Below are 17,273 nucleotides of genomic sequence, written 5' to 3'. Positions count from 1 at the left end.
CCCGAGGAGCAGAAAAGCGAAAAATAGAGTATGACCGTGCGCCAATATGAACGCTCAGAAGCACGGGTTTCGTCAAGAGGATATTTCGGGATGTTTCGTGAGTGTACGGCACAACGTCGACTCGCCAAGAACCTGTGGGCGCGAATTCATGCGCGAAAGATTGATCAGGCGCTGAAGGTATGTGGGCTGCACGACCGTCTCGCAAATGAATTCGCTCCCACAAGAATGGGTCGCCCGAGAAGTAGGGAGGAGGAGTTGCCCGTTTCCCGGTTCAAAACGCTACTATCGCAAGCACTTACAAGAACATCGTACAGCCGAGCCCATCCATGGACAGATTTCAGGAAATGCAGGTCTTCATTGCCGTGTGCGAGGAGCGCAGTTTTGCCACGGCCGCGCGGCGACTGAATATGTCGGCGCCCAGCGTGACCCGAGCGGTCGCAGCGCTGGAGAAACGCATCGGCACCTTGCTGTTGTCACGGACCACACGCAGCGTGCACCTGAGCGAAGCGGGGCAACGTTACCTCACCGACTGTCGTCGCATTTTGAGCGAGCTGGAAGAGGCTGAAGACTCCGCTGGCGGGAGCATTGCCGCGCCGGTCGGCCAACTCACGATCACCGCGTCGATGCTCTTCGGCGAGCTGTTCGTCATGCCGCTGGTGGTGGGTTATCTGCAGCAATACCCCGGCGTGAGCATCAACGCGCTGTTGCTGGACCGGGTGACGCAAATGGTCGAAGAGGGCATCGATGTCGCGGTGCGCATCGGCCATCTGATGGACAGCACCCAGCACGGCGTCAAGGTCGGCGAAGTGCGTCGTGTGCTTTGCGCATCGCCTGCCTACCTTGACGCCAACGGGCGTCCGCAACACCCCGAAGACCTGAAACAGCATCGGCTGGTGGTGTCCCACGCCAGCGTCCTGCTCCGGCGCTGGGAGTTCATGGAAGCAGGCAAGCCAGTGCACGTCGATCTCCAGTCGCGTCTGACCGTGTCGGCGAACCAGGCCGCGATCACGGCGGCAACCATGGGTTGGGGCGTCACCCGCGTTCTGTCCTATCAGGTCGCCAATCAAGTGGCCAGCGGTGCGCTTGAGCTGGTGCTCGAAGAGTTTGAAGAGCCTGCCTTGCCGATACACGTCTGCTATCAGGCGGAGCGCAAAGTGTCCGCCAAAGTGCGCACCTTCGTCGATTATTGCGTCGAGCGCATGACGCAGGACCCGGCGATCAAGGCGGCGGGCAGGAGTCATCGCTGATGGACCGCCACCAACAGATGACCATTTTCGACGCCGTGGCCACCGAGCAAGGGCTGGCGGCAGCGTCGCGCACACTGGGCGTCTCCGAAGCCACTGTCAGTCGCTCGCTGGCCGCTCTGGAAAAGCGCCTGGGCACGCGGCTGCTGGCGCGCAGCACGCGGGGCGTCACCTTGACTGAATCGGGGCGACTGTTCGCCAGCGATTGTGCGCGCCTGCTACGCGCGGCAGACGAGGCCGATGCCTCGGCCAACGGACTGCATGTCGAGCCCCGTGGCTTGCTGACACTGGTGACGCCCCTGTTGTTCGGCGACCAGTTGCTGATCCCGGCCATTCTCGATTATCTGGACGCCTGGCCCGGTATCGAACTGTCGGTGGTCTATCAGGATCGCTTTCCCCATCTGCACGAGGAAGGCGTCGATGTTGCCGTGCTCGTAGGCGCGTTACCCGATGCCTACATGGTGGCGCGCAAGGTCGGGACGGTACGCCAGATGGTTTGCGCCAGTCCTGCTTACCTGGAACGGCACGGCGCGCCGTCGACACCGTCCGACGTCGCGGCGCATTCGCTGGTGTTGTGCAGCGCCAGCCACCGCCTGCTCGAGTGGCGATTTCAGCGAGAGGGCTCACTGCGCAGCGTTGCCTTGAAGCCGAATCTGCGCTGCACCACCCAGGTGGGCGTTATCGGCGCCGCCATCAACGGCGCGGGACTCGCGTCTTGCCTGGGCTACGAAATACATGCGCATCTCCTGGCGGGTCGGCTGAGGGTAGTGCTTGAAGGCTTCGAGCCTGATCCTGTACCGGTGCACCTCGTGTATCGGGAAGGCCGGCGTGCGTCGGCCCGGGTGCGCAGTTTTGTCGACTTCGCCGTTGAACGCATGCGTCAGCACCCGGTTTTGCAGCACTGAGCACCGCGCCGGCCTTGGCGAATCATTTCACTGGTTGAAATGCTGGATTGCCTTTTGTGGTTATTCTGCTCTTTGGCGTCGTGGCCCAGTATTCACCCATCGGCGCGGTGAACCCGCTGGCGGCAACGCCTCTCCCGCGCTGAACTCACTCAACGACAGCCTCAGGAGCCACACCCATGAATGCCATCAAGCTCTATCACTTCCCGTTGTCCGGCCACTCTCATCGTGCCCAGTTGATGCTGTCGCTGCTGGGGCTCGACCCTCAGATCGAGTTCGTGGATCTGGCCAAAGGCGCGCACAAGACACCGGAATACCTGGCGATCAATGCCTTCGGCCAAGTACCGGTCATTGACGACAACGGCACGATCATCGCCGATTCCACTGCGATCCTGGTGTATCTGGCGAAAAAGTACGACACGTCGGGTAAATGGTTACCCGCTGATCCTGCCGGTGCCGCAGAAGTGCAACGCTGGCTGGCGGTCGCGGCTGGACAGATCAACAACGGCCCGGCCCGCGCACGTCTGATCACCGTATTCGGTGCGGGTTTCGACCCTAAGGACACCATCGACCGCGCTCACGCTGTGCTGCAAGTGATCGAGACGCACCTCAACGGTCGCGAATACCTGGCGGCGGATCACCCCACCATCGCCGATGTTGCGGGCTACAGTTACATCGCCCATGCGCCGGAAGGCAACGTTTCGCTGCAGGCATACCCGAACGTCCGCGCCTGGCTGGCGCGCATCGAAGGGCTCAACGGTTTTGTGCCGATGCCCCGGACCAAAGCAGGCCTGGTGGTCTGATTCGACGGGAACCTCCGAGGTGCCGAGAAACGGCTGACGGAGTTCGATGCTGTTTTTGATTCTGGCCTAAGGCCGCAGGGGTACTGTTTGTTGGCGATCTGTGCGCTGACAAACCAGTTTCCTGCGGCCGACGGGCAGAAACGCGGCCCTCTGACCTTGGGAGTCTGTGTCATGAACGATGCCTCTTTTGAAAGACCCTCACCCTGGCATTCCGGTGAAGTGGAGCTGCAAGCTCACGTCGGCGTTGCCGAGCAGATGGGCGTGATGGGCAAGAAAGTCATTCGTGATTACATGCCCGATCAGCATCGTGAGTTCTACGCGCATCTGCCCTACATGTTCATCGGTGCGGTGGACGACGAGGGCTGGCCGTGGGCAAGCCTGATGGATGCGCAGGCAGGCTTCATCGCGTCACCCGATCGACGCCATCTGCAGTTTTCCCGCTTGCCCGACCGTGACGATCCCATGGGCGCACAGTTCGTACCGGGTGCGGCGGTGGGCATGCTGGGTATCGACCTGCGCACCCGTCGGCGCAACCGTATCAACGGCCATATCCAGACGATCAGCGATCAGGGTTTCACGGTGCAGGTGGAGCACTCATTCGGCAACTGTCCGCAATACATCCAGTTGCGTGAGCTCAAACAGGTCGCGCTGCCTGACGTGAAGGCGCGTGCGCCGATGGAACGCATGGCCCGTCTGGACGACGCGGCCGTGGCGATGATCCGTGCTGCCGATACTTTTTTTGTCGCCAGCTATGTGGACCTTGAGGGCGAGCAGCCACACCGCTCGGTGGACGTTTCCCATCGCGGCGGGCAGCCGGGCTTCGTCAGGGTCGAGGGCGACGTGCTGACGATTCCTGACTTCGCCGGGAACCTGCATTTCAATACGCTGGGCAACTTTCTCGTCAACCCGAAAGCCGGGTTGGTGTTCATCGACTTCACCACCGGTGATCTGCTGCAACTGGTGGGCCGTACCACGGTGATCCTGGACGGGCCGGAAATCGCCGCCTTTCAGGGTGCCGAGCGACTCTGGCAAGTCAAGGTCGAGGCCGTGGTTCGACGTCCTCAGGCGTTGCGTTCGCGCTGGGAATTCCAGGGTTTCTCCCCCAATAGCCTGATGACCGGCGATTGGGAACAGACCGCTGCGCGCCTTCAGGCCGATGCACTGCGCGACCAATGGCGCCCGTTGCGGGTGACGCGTATTGAAGACGAAAGCGCAGGCATCCGCTCGTTCTATTTCGAGCCAGCCGATGGCGCCGGTTTGCCTGCATTCAAGGCGGGCCAGCATCTGCCGTTGCGACTGACCCTGGAGGGGCATGCCAAACCGGTGATCCGCACCTACAGCCTGTCGAGCGCGCCGTCCGATGATTTCTTCCGCATCAGTGTCAAGCGTGACGGACTGGTCTCGGCGCACTTGCACGATGCCTACAAGGTCGGCGACCTGATCGAAGCGCGAGCCCCGCAAGGCAGCTTTGTGGTGGACCCTCGGGAGCAACGGCCGCTGGTGTTGTTGGGCGCCGGCATCGGCGTGACACCGATGCTGTCGATGCTGCGCGAGGTGATCTATGAAGGCAAACGCGTCCGACACATGCGCCCCACTTGGTTCATACAGAGTGCACGTCGTCTGGCGGATCTGGCTTTTCGCGAAGAATTGGACACACTGGTTGCCAGCGCCGGAGAACAACTGACGGCTGTCCGCCTGCTGAGCCAGCCTGAGCGCGAAGCCCGTTTAAGCAAAGACTTTCATCTTGCGGGTCGTATTGATCTGGATCTGCTCAAGGCGCTGCTGCCGTTCGACGATTTCGATTTTTACGTCTGCGGACCGGCAAGCTTCACACAAGGTCTGTATGACGAATTAAGGGCGATGCATGTTCGTGACGAGCGAATCCATGCCGAAACCTTTGGCCCGTCGACCCTGCAGCGCACCCGCGACCAACAGACGGCCGGGATTCAACAGCCGCCTGCCGCCACGGTTTCGGTGCCGGTGCTCTTTGAGCGATCAGCCAAGGAAGCGCGTTGGCAACCCGATGGCGGGACGTTGCTGGAACTGGCCGAGAGCCGCGGCCTCGAACCCGAATACAGTTGCCGCGGCGGTTCGTGCGGCACCTGCAAGACCCGGCTCGTCAGTGGCCAGGTGCATTACCCGGTCCCACCCGCCGAAATGACGGCGGCCGACCACGTGCTGATCTGCTGCGCAGTCCCGGCCTCAGGGCCGCTGGTGCTCGATCTGTAAACATCCATGCGTGTGCAGAACATGTTTGACGGGAGTGACTGCGATGAGTGAATGGCCAGCGTTCGAGAAAGAAGACGATCCCAATCTGATGCACGCCACCGAGCAGGAGGTGTCGTGGCTGTTACCACAATCCCTGGCATCGCTGGCCGGGGAACTGGCCGCAAGCCACGAGGAGCATGACTCCCCGACGACCTTGCGGCTGATTTCCTGGGTGCGATCGGTTTCAGCGTTCAGTCGCCACCGATGATGGTTGTGACGCCCTCGACGTGATGGGGCTGAGGGTGGGGCGAAGCTCACGCTCACACCGGGATGCTCGTTCGAGCGCAGATGAGGGTTGAAATGACCCGCTGTCTGACCGGATGATGTGTCTCGGTTCGTCCCCACCACACAAGGTCAGGCTTATGAAAGTCAGCGCTCGCAACGTGTTCAAGGGTGTTGTCAGCAAGATTCAGAACGGCTCGGTCAATGCCGAGGTCGTGCTGACCCTGCCGGGCGGCGAAGAACTGGTCGCCGTGGTCACGCTGCAAAGCGTGAAGAGCCTGGGGCTGGTCGTTGGCAAGCAAGCGGTTGCGCTGATCAAGGCGCCGTGGGTCATGCTGATGACCGACTCCAGCGGTTTCCGTCTGTCTGCCCGCAATTGCCTGGAAGGCACTGTCACCCGCGTCAGCGAGGGGGCGGTCAATGCCGAGGTGATTGTCACGCTGGCGGGCGGCGCCGAGGTCTACTCGATCGTGACCCGCGAAGCGGTGACCGAGTTGGGCCTGAAACCGGGCGTTAGCGCCACCGCCGTGATCAAGGCGTCGCACATCATTCTGGGCGTGCCTGCCTGAGTGCGTCGATCACCGTGACCTGACGGCGCCCAAGGTAGGGGGCTGCCCTCCACGGCGATCCAGTTGTCCATCCATCAAGCAAGACAGGGAAGTGTATGCCCATTACCCGCAGGAAACTGATTGGCGCCTCATTGGCGGCGATCCCTTCTTTTTATTGTTTCAACCTAATGGCTGCCGATCCCGGCGCCGTATCCTCTTTTTCGATTGAACAGGCACTGGCTGAGCTGGAGCGTCGTCATGGCGGACGCCTGGGCGTGGCCATCCTCGATACCGGCAGCCAGCGGCTGATCGCCCATCGCGGCGATGAGCGTTTCGCGATGTGCAGCACGTTCAAGGCGCTCGCTGCTGCGTATGTGTTGGCGCGGGTCGACCGCAAGGAAGAAGACCTTTCACGGGTGATCGTGTACGGCAAGGAACAGTTGGTGCCGTATTCGCCGACCACGGAAAAACACACGGGTGACGGCGGGTTGAGCGTGGGTTCGATCTGCGAGGCGGCGGTGACGTTGAGCGACAACACGGCGGCCAACCTACTGCTGGACAGTTTTGGCGGCCCGTCCGCGTTGACCGCATGGTTGCGTTCGACGGGCGATCAGGTCACCCGACTGGATCGACGCGAACCCGATCTGAACGAAAACCGCGCGGGTGATCCGCAGGACACGACCATGCCGATTGCGATGCTGCGGAGTTTGCGTTCCTTGATCCTGGGGGATGTACTGTCCGGTGCTTCGCGGGACCAGCTGATCGCCTGGCTGGTGAGCAACACGACGGGCGACAAGAAACTGCGCGCCGGGTTGCCCAAGGGCTGGAGGGTAGGGGACAAGACCGGTTCAGGAGCGAACAACGCGAGCAATGACGTTGCCGTGATCTGGCCGCCGAATCGTCCGCCGTTGATCGTCACGGTGTATTACACCGGCGCGAAGGCCTCCGGCGATCAGATCAACACGCTAATGGCCGACGTAGGGCGCCTGGTCGCGCAGATGTAGCGCTTCATGATGATCGTTCCCACGCTCCGCGTGGTAACGCAGTAATCGACGCTCTGCTTCAGCCTGGACGCGGAGCGTCCCACCCCTGCATTCCCACGCAGAGCGCGGGAACGATCATCCACCCGTGGTATCGAGTTGATTGAAGAGGGAGTCAACGGCGTTACGGAATCAACCGCTGCTTGCGCAGCTCGTCGAACACGTCAAAAAACGCCTGATCGCTCGCTTGAAACTCCTTGAAGCCCAATGCGCGGCTTTTCGACATGTCGGTGATCACTTCAATGGGGCGTCCAAGGTCCGCGTCGGTGTGCCAGGGCGAGATCAGGCGGTTGATGTCGGCTTCTTTCAGGCCGTGTTCGCGCACGATATCGGTCCAGGCCGCTTGATCGTCGGCCATTTGAGTCTCCAGCGGCGAGACGCTTGGCGGGTAGGCCGCAGGGTGCAGGCCGAAGTAGTCGGCGATCCGGGTCCACATCCATTTCCAGCGAAACACGTCGCCGTTGGTGACGTTGAACGCCTGATTCGCCGCCGCAGGCGTGGTGGCGGCCCACAACTGTTGTTTGGCCAACTGGCGGGCGTCGGTCATGTCGGTGAGGCTGTCCCACTGCACGCGTGAGCCCGGGAACACGAAGGGCCTGCCCGTGGCTTTGCAGACCGACGCGTAGACGGCCAACGTGGTCGCCATGTTCATGGCATTGCCCACGGCAACGCCGGTCACGGTGTGCGGGCGGTGCACGCTCCAGGTAAAGCCGTCGCGCTCGGCGGCGGCAAACACTTCGTCTTCTTGGGCGTAGTAGAAGTTCTCAATGTCCAGTCGGCCCTGTTCTTCACGAAACGGCGTCTGTGGCAGCGTCCCTTTGCCATAAGCCTCGAACGGGCCGAGGTAATGTTTCAAACCGGTCACCAGGGCCACGTGCTTGACGCTTTTGCCAGGGCTCAAGGCATCCAGCACGTTGCGCACCATGGCTGCGTTGACCTTGATGTTCTCAGCCTCGGTGGCCTGACGCGACCAGGTGGTGATGAACACGTGGGTCGGCTTGATGCCTTCGAGCGCTTGCTTGACCGAATCAGGGTCCTGCAGGTCAGCGGCGACGGGAATCACACCGGCAGCTTGCGAAGGGTGACGGGAAAGCGCGGCGACCTGCCAGCCGTTCGCAAGCAACAGTTGGGTGGTTGCGCTGCCGACGATGCCGCTGGCGCCGACGACCAATGCAGTCTGAGTCATGGGTTGCTCCTTGAAGATGAAGAGAATCAGCCGTCTCGGCCCTGAAGACTCAGAGCCCGCAAGCAGGGCAGAGGTTCATCTCGATCAGACGCGTTCCGGGCCCACCGCTATTCAGCCGACCAACAGCGCCGCCCAGTACATGCCTGTCGCGAACACCACGTGGCCGATGACATTCTGCAAGCGCGCCAGCGTCGGGTTGGGTGCTTTATTGCACGCAACGCCAACGCCCATGCCCGGTTGCAGGATGAACCAGCCCGCACCGATCGTGACCAGCCCGACGATCAGCGCCGGAAAGAATGTCGGGGCGTGCGCCCATTGCACGCCCCAGATCATCAGCAACGCGGCCGCGAAAATGATCCCGACCCCGTAATGCACGGCCCAGCCGATCTTCAGTTCATTCGGAACCTCGGGCGAGTTGCCGATGCCGTTGCGGTGCACGAACTGGCCGTGGCGCATCCCGGCGAACCAGCGTCCCACCAGATGCCAGGGCGGGGTGGGCAAGCCGAGGGTTCGTTTGAGCAGTTGGGCCCAGAGGTCCAGCAACGCGGTGCCACCCATGCCGATGAGAACGGCGAGGAAGATAAATTCGAACATGTCTGTCCTTGGTGTCGTCGGTTATCAATAGGTTCGTCGTGGCGCCACACGTTAGCAGCTTGTCGCGGCGGCGCGCATGAAACAGGCGAAAAAACCGTTTGTGAGCCACGCTCGACAGCACGATGTCTCCTTCCCCGATTGCCTTGCGTACGAGCGTGTCGATGACCATGAACCCTGCGCCAGATCCGTCACTGACCGATCATCGCCGTCGCATGATACTGATCACCTGTGTCCTGGCGTCGAGTCTGGCGTTCATCGACAGTTCCGTGATCAACGTCGGTTTGCCTGCAATCGGGCACGCGATGCAGGGCGATCACCAGTCGCTGCAGTGGTTGATTGGTGGCTACCTGCTGCCGCTCAGTGCCTTGCTGTTGCTGGGCGGCGCACTGGGCGACCGTTACGGGCGTCGGCGTATCCTGATCGTCGGCGCTTTGGCCTTTGCGCTGGCTTCGGTCGCCTGTGGCGCGGCCCCAAACCTGTCGGTGTTGCTGGTGGCACGCTTCGTTCAGGGTATCGGTGCCGCGTTGTTGGTGCCCAACAGCCTGGCCATTCTCGGCGATACCTTTCAGGGTGAAGCACGGGGCCGCGCGACCGGCATCTGGGCAGCGGCGGGCGCCGCCACGGGCGCTGGCGGCCCGATTTTCGGGGGATGGCTGATCGATACGCTCAGTTGGCGAATGATCTTCCTGATCAATGTGCCGTTGGCGAGCGCGGCGATTTTTCTCGCGTGGCGCTATGTGCGTGAGAACGATTGCGTCGATGGGCGTGCCGCGGTCAGACAGCCGTTGGACAGCCTCGGCGCATTGCTCGCGACCGTCGCGCTGGGTGCGATGACCTGGGGGCTGATCCTGGCGACGGGGCCGGAAGGTCTGACGCCTGCGGGAGGCACGGGCGTGTGCGTCGGCGTGGGCTTGCTGGTGGCGTTCATCTGTTGGGAGCACCGCAAGGGCGCTGCAGCAATGATGCCGCTGGTGATGTTCGGCTCGCCGACGTTTAGCAGCCTGACCGCGTTGACCTTGTTGCTCTACGGCGCATTGGGTTGCCTGATGGTGCTGCTGCCTTACGTGTTGATCGTCGCCAGCGGCTATTCCAGCACCGAGGCTGGCGCTGCATTGTTGCCCCTGCCGCTGATCATTGCCGTCACGTCGCCTTGGATGGGCGGGCTTGCGGGCCGGTACGGCGTACGCCGGTTTCTGTTGGGCCGTGCATCGTCGCAGCAGGTTTTGTGTGGCTGGCACGTGTCGGGCTTCAGGCGGATTACTGGCGAGGAGTGTTTCCGGCACTGGCGATCATTGCGCTGGGCCTGGCCCTTGCCGTGTCGCCCTTGACGACAGCGGTCCTCTCGTCTGTTCATCCGCGTCAGACCGGCGCTGCGTCTGGCCTTAACAACGCCATCGCCCGCACCGGCGGCCTCATGGCGACCGCGATGCTCGGGCAGGTGCTGGCGTTGCAGGGGCTGGCGTTGATCAGCGCGTTTCATTGGGCGGTGATGCTGTGCGCCGGGGTGTGTATCGGCGCTGGAGGCTGCGCGCTGTTCGTCGACAAGGCGTGCGGTTCACGCCAGCCGTGAGGAGGCGAGAGCGTCACTGCGGCATTTGCATTCACCCGCGTTTGTCTTGGCGTCAAGAAAGGCCATCTGAGTGTTGCGGGGTATACCTGTGCGACCCCTCTAGGTCGGGCTTCTTCGTCCCGAAGGCTATCCATAAGCAGCGCGTGGCGACGATTAAGCTATTCATTTGAAGTGATTGTGAAAAATATGTGAATAAATGTTAGTGATACATATAGTAATCATTCTCACTCTGATTCAGAATCCGGTCTCTTTTTATGCTACCAGGAACCGAGACCTTGAATCGTTGTGTTTCCGCCACGTTGCTCTTTGCCAGTGCCGTCAACAGTGTTTCCCTCGCGCATGCCGCCGATGAAATGACCCTGCCCGCCACGCAAATCCAGGACATTGCCGCTCAGGATGACGCGCAAAGCGTAGGGTATGTCGGGAAGCCGTCTTCCAGCACCACGAAGCTGGGGCTGACCAACAAGGAAACGCCACAAGCGATCACCACGATCACCCGTAACCAGATCAACGATTACAAGATGAACAGCGTGAAGGACGCGCTGCGTTCCGCGCCGTCGGTGACTGTGGAGCAGAGTGAATCCGACCGAACGGAATTCACCTCGCGCGGTTTCGAAATCAACAGCTTCGAATTCGACGGCATGAACATGCCGTTCACCCAGACCATCCTGAACGGTGATCTGGACATGGCCGAATACGAGCAGATCGACGTGCTGCACGGTGCGAACGGTTTGATGAGCGGGGCGGGCAACCCGTCGGCCACGGTCAACTTCGTGCGAAAGCGACCGACGAAGGACTTTCAGGCGCAGATCGACACCAGCGTGGGTTCCTGGGACACCCGTCGTGTCGATGTGGATGTTTCGGGCCCGCTGACGGACTCGGGAAACGTGCGCGGACGCTTCATCTACGCCCATGAAAAAGGCAATTCGTGGATGGACCGCTACAGCCACGAAAAGAACGTCGCGGCGGGCTTGCTGGCATTCGACCTGTCCGACGCCGACACTCTGACGGTTGGTTTCTCCCAGCACAACAGCGATTCGAACGGCAGCACCTGGGGCAACCTGCCCTTGGTCGACGGCAATAACAACCCTATTCATTACTCAAGTCGCAGCTCGAACGTCGGCCAGCCGTGGACCTACTGGAACATTCATACGCAGCGCGTCTTTGCCGAGCTGAACCATGACTTCGGCAACGGCTGGAACGCCACGCTCAGCGGCACCGCCATCACCGAATACCAGAACAGCAGCATGCTGTACGTCGCCAGCGTCACCGACGACGATGCGACAGCCTTCTCCGCCCGGACCTCTGGCCGTTCACACCAGTTGATTGGCGAAGCGAAAGTCACCGGCCCGTTCAGCCTGTTCGGGCGGGACCATGAACTGACCTTCGGCGCCAGCTATGGCCGCACGCACCAGAAGGCGCGCGAGTACGACGCGGCGGACACCGGCTATTACCAAACCTCGTTCGCCAGCATCCTGGCCGGCACCGAGGCTCCACCGCAATTCCTCTACACCAGCGACATCAATACCCAGAACACCATTGACCGGCAGAAGAGCCTGTTCGCCGGCGCCCGCTTCAGTCTGGCGGACGACCTGCACTGGATTGCCGGCGCGCGCATGCTCAGCACCGACGGTACGGGCGAGAGTTATGGGGTCGACCACGCACAACGTGAGCACGGCAAGGTCACGCCGTACACCGGGTTGGTGTATGACCTGAACAAGGAGTGGAGCCTGTACACCAGCTGGACGCAAATCTATAACCCGCAGTATGGCTATGCCGGTATCGATGGGAAACCGGTGGACCCGCTCGAAGGCAAGAGCCTGGAGGCGGGCGTCAAGGGCAGCGTGCTGGATGAGCGCCTGAACCTGACGGCAGCGGTATTCAAGACCGAGCAAAGCAATGTCGTCGCGCTGGACCAGTCGGTGCAGGTCGGCTCTCAGTACCGCTACCCCACGGGCGACTACAAGAGCCGCGGTATCGAGCTCGAAGCCTCGGGCGAAGCGCTGCCAGGTCTGGACCTGCTGGCGGGCTACACCTACGTGCATATCGAGAATGAAGACGGCGAAAAATCGCGCCGGTATGTGCCGACGCACAGCTTCCGTGGCATGGCGACCTACCGACTGCCAGGCTTGCCGCAGGCCCGCATCGGCACCCGCGTCAGCTGGCAGAGCGGCATTCAGAACGACAACATCAGCGTCATCCGCCAGAACGCCTACGCACTGGTTGACCTGATGACCAGCTACGACATCGACAGCAACTGGAGCACGGCGCTGAACTTCAACAACGTCACCGACCGCAAGTACCTGACGTCGTTGTACAGCGGCACCGCCAGCAACTACGGAGCCCCTCGCAACGTCACGGCGTCGCTGACCTGGAAGTATTGACACGTTCCACGAACGCGTGAGCCTCTGCGAAGCGGCTCACGCTGATGGGCTGGGTCGCCGAATCAAACCGAGTTATTCGTTCTGCTCGGGCTCTGGCTCAGCGTCTGGCGGGTTTTTGTAGGAAATGTGGTTGATGTACCACATCGCTTCTCCGGTGGGCGTCTGCACCTTCACCTCATCGCCTTCCTCTTTCTTGAGCAGCGCACGGGCCATGGGTGAGTCGATGGAGATGTAGTCCATACGGCCGTAGATTTCGTCGTAGCCCACGATGCGAAAGCGTTTGGTGTCGCCATCATCGTTCTCGATTTCCACCCAGGCGCCGAAGAACACCCGGCCTTCCTGTTCGGGGGAATAATCCACCACGCGCATGTCTTCCAGGCGCTTGCGCAGGTAGCGCACGCGGCGGTCGATTTCACGCAGCAGCTTCTTGTTGTACTGATAGTCGGCGTTCTCGCTGCGGTCACCCAGTGAGGCCGCCCAAGCCACTTTCTGGGTGATTTCCGGGCGGTAGACGCGCCACAAGTGATCGAGTTCTTGCTTGAGGGCGGTATGGCCTTCACGGGTACTGATATTGGTGCTCAAAGCATTTCTCGATGGTCGCTGTTCGAGGGTCGGCCTCAAGGATGAGAGGCCGAGCGCGATGCCCACATCTTTGCTGTCGGCATCGCCCCGGTCAACCCTTGCGGGTCAGCCTTCGCGCAGGACCGTTAGCGGACTGGCGTTCAGCGCCCGGCGGGTGCCAAACACGCCTGCGCCTCCCACCAGCGCGGCGCCGATCAACGGCAGCACCAGCAACCAGGCGTGCGGGTGCCATTCCAGATTGAATGCGTAGCGGTAGAGCGCAAAGCTGACCAGTTCGCAGCCGAGCGCTGCCAGAACACCGCTGACCGCGCCCAGGAGGCCGAATTCGATGCGACGCGCCTTGATCAGCAGCGCCCGATTAGCCCCCAACGCCCTGAGCAGCGCTCCCTGACGAATGCGCTCGTCAAGGGTCGCCTGCAAGCCGGAGAACAGCACCGCCAGGCCGGCGGCCAGGACGAACAAGAGCACGTACTGCACCGCCAGCGTGACCTGATCGAGGATGCTGCGCAGCTGTTCCAGCAACGCTTCCACTTGCAGGATGGTCACGGCGGGAAACGCGCGGGACAGCTCGACGATCTGCTGGTCGTTGCCGGGCGCCAGGTAGAAGCTGGTCAGGTAGGTCGTCGGGACGTCCTTGAGCGTGCCGGGCTGGAAGATCATGAAGAAGTTGGGTTGAAAGGTGTCCCAGTTGATGTCGCGCAGGCTGGTGACTTTGACCTCATGATTCGCACCGCCAATCACGAAACTCAAGGTATCGCCCAGCTTCATGTTCAGGCTCTTGGCCAGTTTGGTTTCAACCGATACGCCCGGGATCTCGTCGTCGGCGGGCGGCTGGTCGCTGGTCCACCACTGGCCTTCCGTGATGCTGTTGCCTTCGGGCAGGTTGGCGGACCACGTCAGGTTGAGATCGCGCTGTGTGGCGTTTTCGCCGCGTGAATCCTTGGTCACGAACTTGCTGACCGGCTCGCCATTGATGCTCATCAGGCGCCCCGGAATCATCGGGTACAGCGGCGCGCTGTGGGTCGACAATTGGCCCATGCGCTCGGCAAAGTGATCACGCTCGGTGGGCAGGATATTCAGGGCGAAATAGTTGGGGGCATCCTTCGGTAACTGGTTCTGCCAGGTGTCGAGCAGTTCGCCCCGAAGCAGGGCGATCAACCCCATCGACAGCAGGATCAGGCCAAACGCCAACGACTGTCCGGCTGCCGCCATCGGATGCCGAAGCAGTTGCCCCAAGCCCAACCGCCAAGGCAATGAAGCCCCGGCCAGCAAACGCCTCAGGCTTTGCAGGGCAAGCAGAAGGACGCCGCCCAGTACCACGGCAGCGATGAGGCCGCCGCCCAGCAGGGCGAAGGTCAGCACCAGATCCAGGCTCAGGCGCCACATGATAAGGCCCAGGGCCAGCAGCGCCGCACCGTACACCAGCCAGGTGCTGGCGGGAATCGGCAGCATGTCGCGACGCAGCACGCGCAGCGGCGGAACGCGGCCCAGCGCCGCCAGCGGCGGCAGGGCGAAACCGGCGAGCGCGACCAGGCCGGTGCCGATCCCGGCAAGCGCAGGCAGCCATCCTCCTGGGGGAACGGCGGCGGGCAGCAGATTTTCCAGCAGATAGAACAGGCCCAATTGGGCGAACCAGCCGAGCAGGGCGCCTGCAACGCTTGCCACGATGCCGAGCATCGCCAGTTGCAGACTGAAAAGCACCAGGGCTTCGTTGCGTGACAGGCCCAGGCAGCGCAGCAAAGCGCTGGCATCGAACCGTCGCACGGCAAAACGGGCGGCAGACAGCGCCACCGCGACACCCGCCAACAGCACAGCCACGAGGCTGGCCATGTTCAGGTAACGCTCGGCTTTGCCCAGCGCTCCGCCAATCTGTTGATTGCCATCGCGGGCGTCGTCGATCTTCTGATTCGCGGCCAGAGCGGGCTCGATGGCTTTGCGATACGCCGCCAGGTTTTCCGGCGTGCCGCGCCACAGGTCGCGAAAACTGACACGGCTTCCCGGTTGCACCACTTTGGTGGCCGCCAGATCTGCCATGTTGATCATGACCCGAGGCGTCAGGCTATAAAAATTGCCTGCGCGGTCGGGCTCATAGGTCAGGACGCGAGTGAGCTTGAGTGTCGTGGAGCCGACATCGATGCTGTCGCCCACCTTGAGATTGAGTGCAGCCAGCACGCGCGCTTCCGCCCAGGCTTCGCCCGCCTGCGGTTCGCCACCGGTGACCTCGGGCTGATACGGCGCATCGGCGCTTTTCAGTTCGCCCCGTAACGGATAAGCAGCATCCACCGCCTTTACGCTGGCCAGTTGAATACCGTTGTCGGTCGCGACCACGCTGGAAAAGATCACGATTTGAGAATGGTCGAGTTTGAGCGCGGTTCCTGCTTCGATCTGTTCAGGGCTGGCCGGGGTCGAGCCGCTGAGAATCAGGTCCGCGCCAAGGAACTCGGTGGCGCGCAGCAGCATGGCGCTGTTCAGGCGCGAGCCGAAATAACCGATGGCGGTACTGGCCGCCACGGCAACTACGAGGGCGAAAAACAGCACACGCAATTCCCCGGCGCGGGCGTCGCGCAGCAACTGGCGGGCGGCGAGGCTGAGCAGGCGGGCAAACGGCAGACGTGCCATCAAGGCTCCATAGGGGTGACGAGACGGCCACCTTCAAGTCGGATCAGGCGCCGGCATCGATGGGCCAGACGTTCATCATGGGTCACCAGCACCAGGGTGGTGTTGCGTTCCTGGTTCAGTTCGAACAACAGATCGCTGATGCGCTCGCCGGTGTGTCTGTCGAGGTTGCCGGTCGGCTCGTCGGCAAACAGCACGTCAGGGTCGGCCGCGAAGGCACGGGCGATGGCGACCCGTTGCTGCTCGCCGCCGGACAGCTGTCGGGGCGTATGGGTCAGTCGCTGGCCCAGACCGACGCGTTCCAGCAGATGACGCGCCTGCTCGCGGGCGTCTTTGCGGCCCTCGAGCTCCATGGGCAACATGACGTTTTCCAGCGCATTGAGGCTGTCGAGCAACTGAAAAGACTGAAACACGAAGCCGACGTGCTCGGCGCGAACCCTGGCCCGCTGGTCTTCATCCAGTTCACTGAGGTTACGCCCCGACAGCGTCACTGCGCCCGCGCTGGGCAAGTCCAGGCCGGCCAGCAGACCCAGCAGGGTAGATTTGCCGGAACCCGAGGCGCCGACGATGGCCAGCGTGTCGCCCTTGTTTAGTTCCAGGGAGAGTTCGTGCAGGATGGTCAAGTCACCTTCGGTGCTTGGGACCACTTTGCTGAGGTTCCGAGCACTGAGAATACTTTCGCTCATGGAGAATCCGATGCGTGCGTGGTTTTTAAGTGCTGGCCTGGGGTTGCTGTTGTTGTCTCAAGGAGCGATGGCAGGCACGGTGCTGATCGTTGGGGATAGTATCAGCGCGGCTTTCGGCCTGGATACCCGTCTGGGCTGGGTCTCTTTGCTGGAGCAGCGCCTGGCGCAGCAAGGGTACAAGGACAAAGTGGTCAACGCGTCGATCAGCGGCGACACCAGCGCAGGCGGGCAGGCGCGGCTGCCGGCGCTGCTTGCAGAGCACAAGCCGGACCTCGTGATCCTTGAACTGGGCGGTAACGATGGGTTGCGCGGCCAGCCTCCTGCACAATTGCAACAAAATCTTGCGTCGATGATCGACAGCTCACGGGCTGCGGGTGCGAAGGTGTTGCTGCTGGGCATGCAGATTCCTCCGAATTATGGGGCGCGCTATACCCAGGCGTTTAAGGAGGTTTACAGCAATCTGGCGGCGGAGAAGAAGGTCGCGCTGGTGCCGTTCATGCTCGAAGGGGTCGGCGGCGTTCCCGAGTACACCCAGGCGGACGGTCTGCACCCGGCGGCGAATGCGCAAGGTCGGTTGTTGGAGAATGTCTGGCCGGAGTTGAAGGCGTTGCTTTGAGGGTTTGGCTTG

Annotated in this window: 16 protein-coding genes; 11 read left to right on the top strand and 5 right to left on the bottom strand. The window is 62.0% G+C overall.

What is annotated here, in order from left to right:
- Positions 1 to 326 precede the first annotated feature (326 nt).
- The 7 genes from ABDX87_RS01935 (at position 327) to bla (ending at position 6,991) form a co-directional block, all read left to right on the top strand.
- The gene (locus tag ABDX87_RS01935; RefSeq protein WP_346831326.1) at positions 327 to 1,247 is read left to right on the top strand and encodes a LysR family transcriptional regulator; all 921 of its coding nucleotides are present in this window, start codon (positions 327 to 329) and stop codon (positions 1,245 to 1,247) included.
- Positions 1,247 to 2,149, top strand: coding sequence for a LysR family transcriptional regulator (locus tag ABDX87_RS01930; protein WP_346831325.1), 903 nt, complete (start codon positions 1,247 to 1,249; stop codon positions 2,147 to 2,149). Before ABDX87_RS01935 ends, ABDX87_RS01930 begins: the two co-directional genes overlap by 1 nt.
- A 176-nt stretch (positions 2,150 to 2,325) precedes the next feature.
- On the top strand, positions 2,326 to 2,949 hold the full coding sequence (locus tag ABDX87_RS01925; protein WP_346831324.1) for a glutathione S-transferase family protein: 624 nt from the start codon (positions 2,326 to 2,328) through the stop codon (positions 2,947 to 2,949).
- A 171-nt stretch (positions 2,950 to 3,120) separates the two neighbouring features.
- Positions 3,121 to 5,178: a pyridoxamine 5'-phosphate oxidase family protein gene (locus ABDX87_RS01920; RefSeq protein WP_346831323.1), complete on the top strand. Its 2,058-nt coding sequence runs from the start codon at positions 3,121 to 3,123 to the stop codon at positions 5,176 to 5,178.
- A gap of 43 nt (positions 5,179 to 5,221) precedes the next feature.
- Positions 5,222 to 5,425: a hypothetical protein gene (locus ABDX87_RS01915; RefSeq protein WP_346831322.1), complete on the top strand. Its 204-nt coding sequence runs from the start codon at positions 5,222 to 5,224 to the stop codon at positions 5,423 to 5,425.
- A 154-nt stretch (positions 5,426 to 5,579) separates the two neighbouring features.
- The gene (locus ABDX87_RS01910) at positions 5,580 to 6,008 is read left to right on the top strand and encodes a TOBE domain-containing protein (protein ID WP_346831321.1); all 429 of its coding nucleotides are present in this window, start codon (positions 5,580 to 5,582) and stop codon (positions 6,006 to 6,008) included.
- A 167-nt stretch (positions 6,009 to 6,175) separates the two neighbouring features.
- Positions 6,176 to 6,991: a class A beta-lactamase gene (gene bla, locus ABDX87_RS01905; RefSeq protein ID WP_346831320.1), complete on the top strand. Its 816-nt coding sequence runs from the start codon at positions 6,176 to 6,178 to the stop codon at positions 6,989 to 6,991.
- A 160-nt stretch (positions 6,992 to 7,151) separates the two neighbouring features.
- Here the strand turns inward: bla and ABDX87_RS01900 are convergent, their stop codons facing one another.
- Both ABDX87_RS01900 and ABDX87_RS01895 read right to left on the bottom strand, forming a co-directional pair.
- Positions 7,152 to 8,213, bottom strand: a complete 1,062-nt coding sequence (locus tag ABDX87_RS01900) for an SDR family oxidoreductase (protein WP_346831319.1) — start codon at positions 8,211 to 8,213, stop codon at positions 7,152 to 7,154.
- A gap of 111 nt (positions 8,214 to 8,324) precedes the next feature.
- Complete coding sequence (locus ABDX87_RS01895; RefSeq protein ID WP_346831318.1) at positions 8,325 to 8,807, bottom strand: DUF2938 domain-containing protein; 483 nt, start codon at positions 8,805 to 8,807, stop codon at positions 8,325 to 8,327.
- Positions 8,808 to 8,929: 122 nt separating this feature from the next.
- On the opposite strand from ABDX87_RS01895, the gene ABDX87_RS01890 reads away from it, so the two are divergent.
- The 3 genes from ABDX87_RS01890 (at position 8,930) to ABDX87_RS01880 (ending at position 12,761) form a co-directional block, all read left to right on the top strand.
- Positions 8,930 to 10,135, top strand: coding sequence for an MFS transporter (locus tag ABDX87_RS01890; RefSeq protein ID WP_346831317.1), 1,206 nt, complete (start codon positions 8,930 to 8,932; stop codon positions 10,133 to 10,135).
- Positions 10,132 to 10,377, top strand: a complete 246-nt coding sequence (locus ABDX87_RS01885) for a hypothetical protein (protein ID WP_346831316.1) — start codon at positions 10,132 to 10,134, stop codon at positions 10,375 to 10,377. The genes ABDX87_RS01890 and ABDX87_RS01885 overlap by 4 nt, the downstream gene beginning before the upstream one ends.
- A 254-nt stretch (positions 10,378 to 10,631) precedes the next feature.
- Complete coding sequence (locus ABDX87_RS01880; RefSeq protein ID WP_431061201.1) at positions 10,632 to 12,761, top strand: TonB-dependent siderophore receptor; 2,130 nt, start codon at positions 10,632 to 10,634, stop codon at positions 12,759 to 12,761.
- A gap of 72 nt (positions 12,762 to 12,833) precedes the next feature.
- Here the strand turns inward: ABDX87_RS01880 and greB are convergent, their stop codons facing one another.
- From greB to ABDX87_RS01865, 3 genes are all read right to left on the bottom strand, one after another.
- Positions 12,834 to 13,343: a transcription elongation factor GreB gene (gene greB / locus ABDX87_RS01875; protein ID WP_346831315.1), complete on the bottom strand. Its 510-nt coding sequence runs from the start codon at positions 13,341 to 13,343 to the stop codon at positions 12,834 to 12,836.
- 105 nt (positions 13,344 to 13,448) lie between these two features.
- Complete coding sequence (locus ABDX87_RS01870; RefSeq protein ID WP_346831314.1) at positions 13,449 to 15,962, bottom strand: ABC transporter permease; 2,514 nt, start codon at positions 15,960 to 15,962, stop codon at positions 13,449 to 13,451.
- Entirely contained in the window at positions 15,962 to 16,645 is a 684-nt protein-coding gene (locus ABDX87_RS01865) for an ABC transporter ATP-binding protein (RefSeq protein WP_346831313.1), read from the bottom strand. Before ABDX87_RS01865 ends, ABDX87_RS01870 begins: the two co-directional genes overlap by 1 nt.
- 10 nt (positions 16,646 to 16,655) lie before the next feature.
- Between ABDX87_RS01865 and ABDX87_RS01860 the strand changes: the two genes are divergently transcribed.
- Positions 16,656 to 17,261 (top strand): arylesterase, encoded by a 606-nt coding sequence (locus ABDX87_RS01860; RefSeq protein WP_346831312.1) that lies wholly within the window; start codon positions 16,656 to 16,658, stop codon positions 17,259 to 17,261.
- Positions 17,262 to 17,273 lie beyond the last annotated feature (12 nt).

Origin of the sequence: Pseudomonas abietaniphila, from assembly GCF_039697315.1 — a bacterium.
Classification (GTDB): Bacteria; Pseudomonadota; Gammaproteobacteria; order Pseudomonadales; family Pseudomonadaceae; genus Aquipseudomonas; species Aquipseudomonas abietaniphila_B.
Note: the sequence above shows the minus strand (reverse complement) of the source record. Positions and strands in the feature narration are given on the sequence as shown.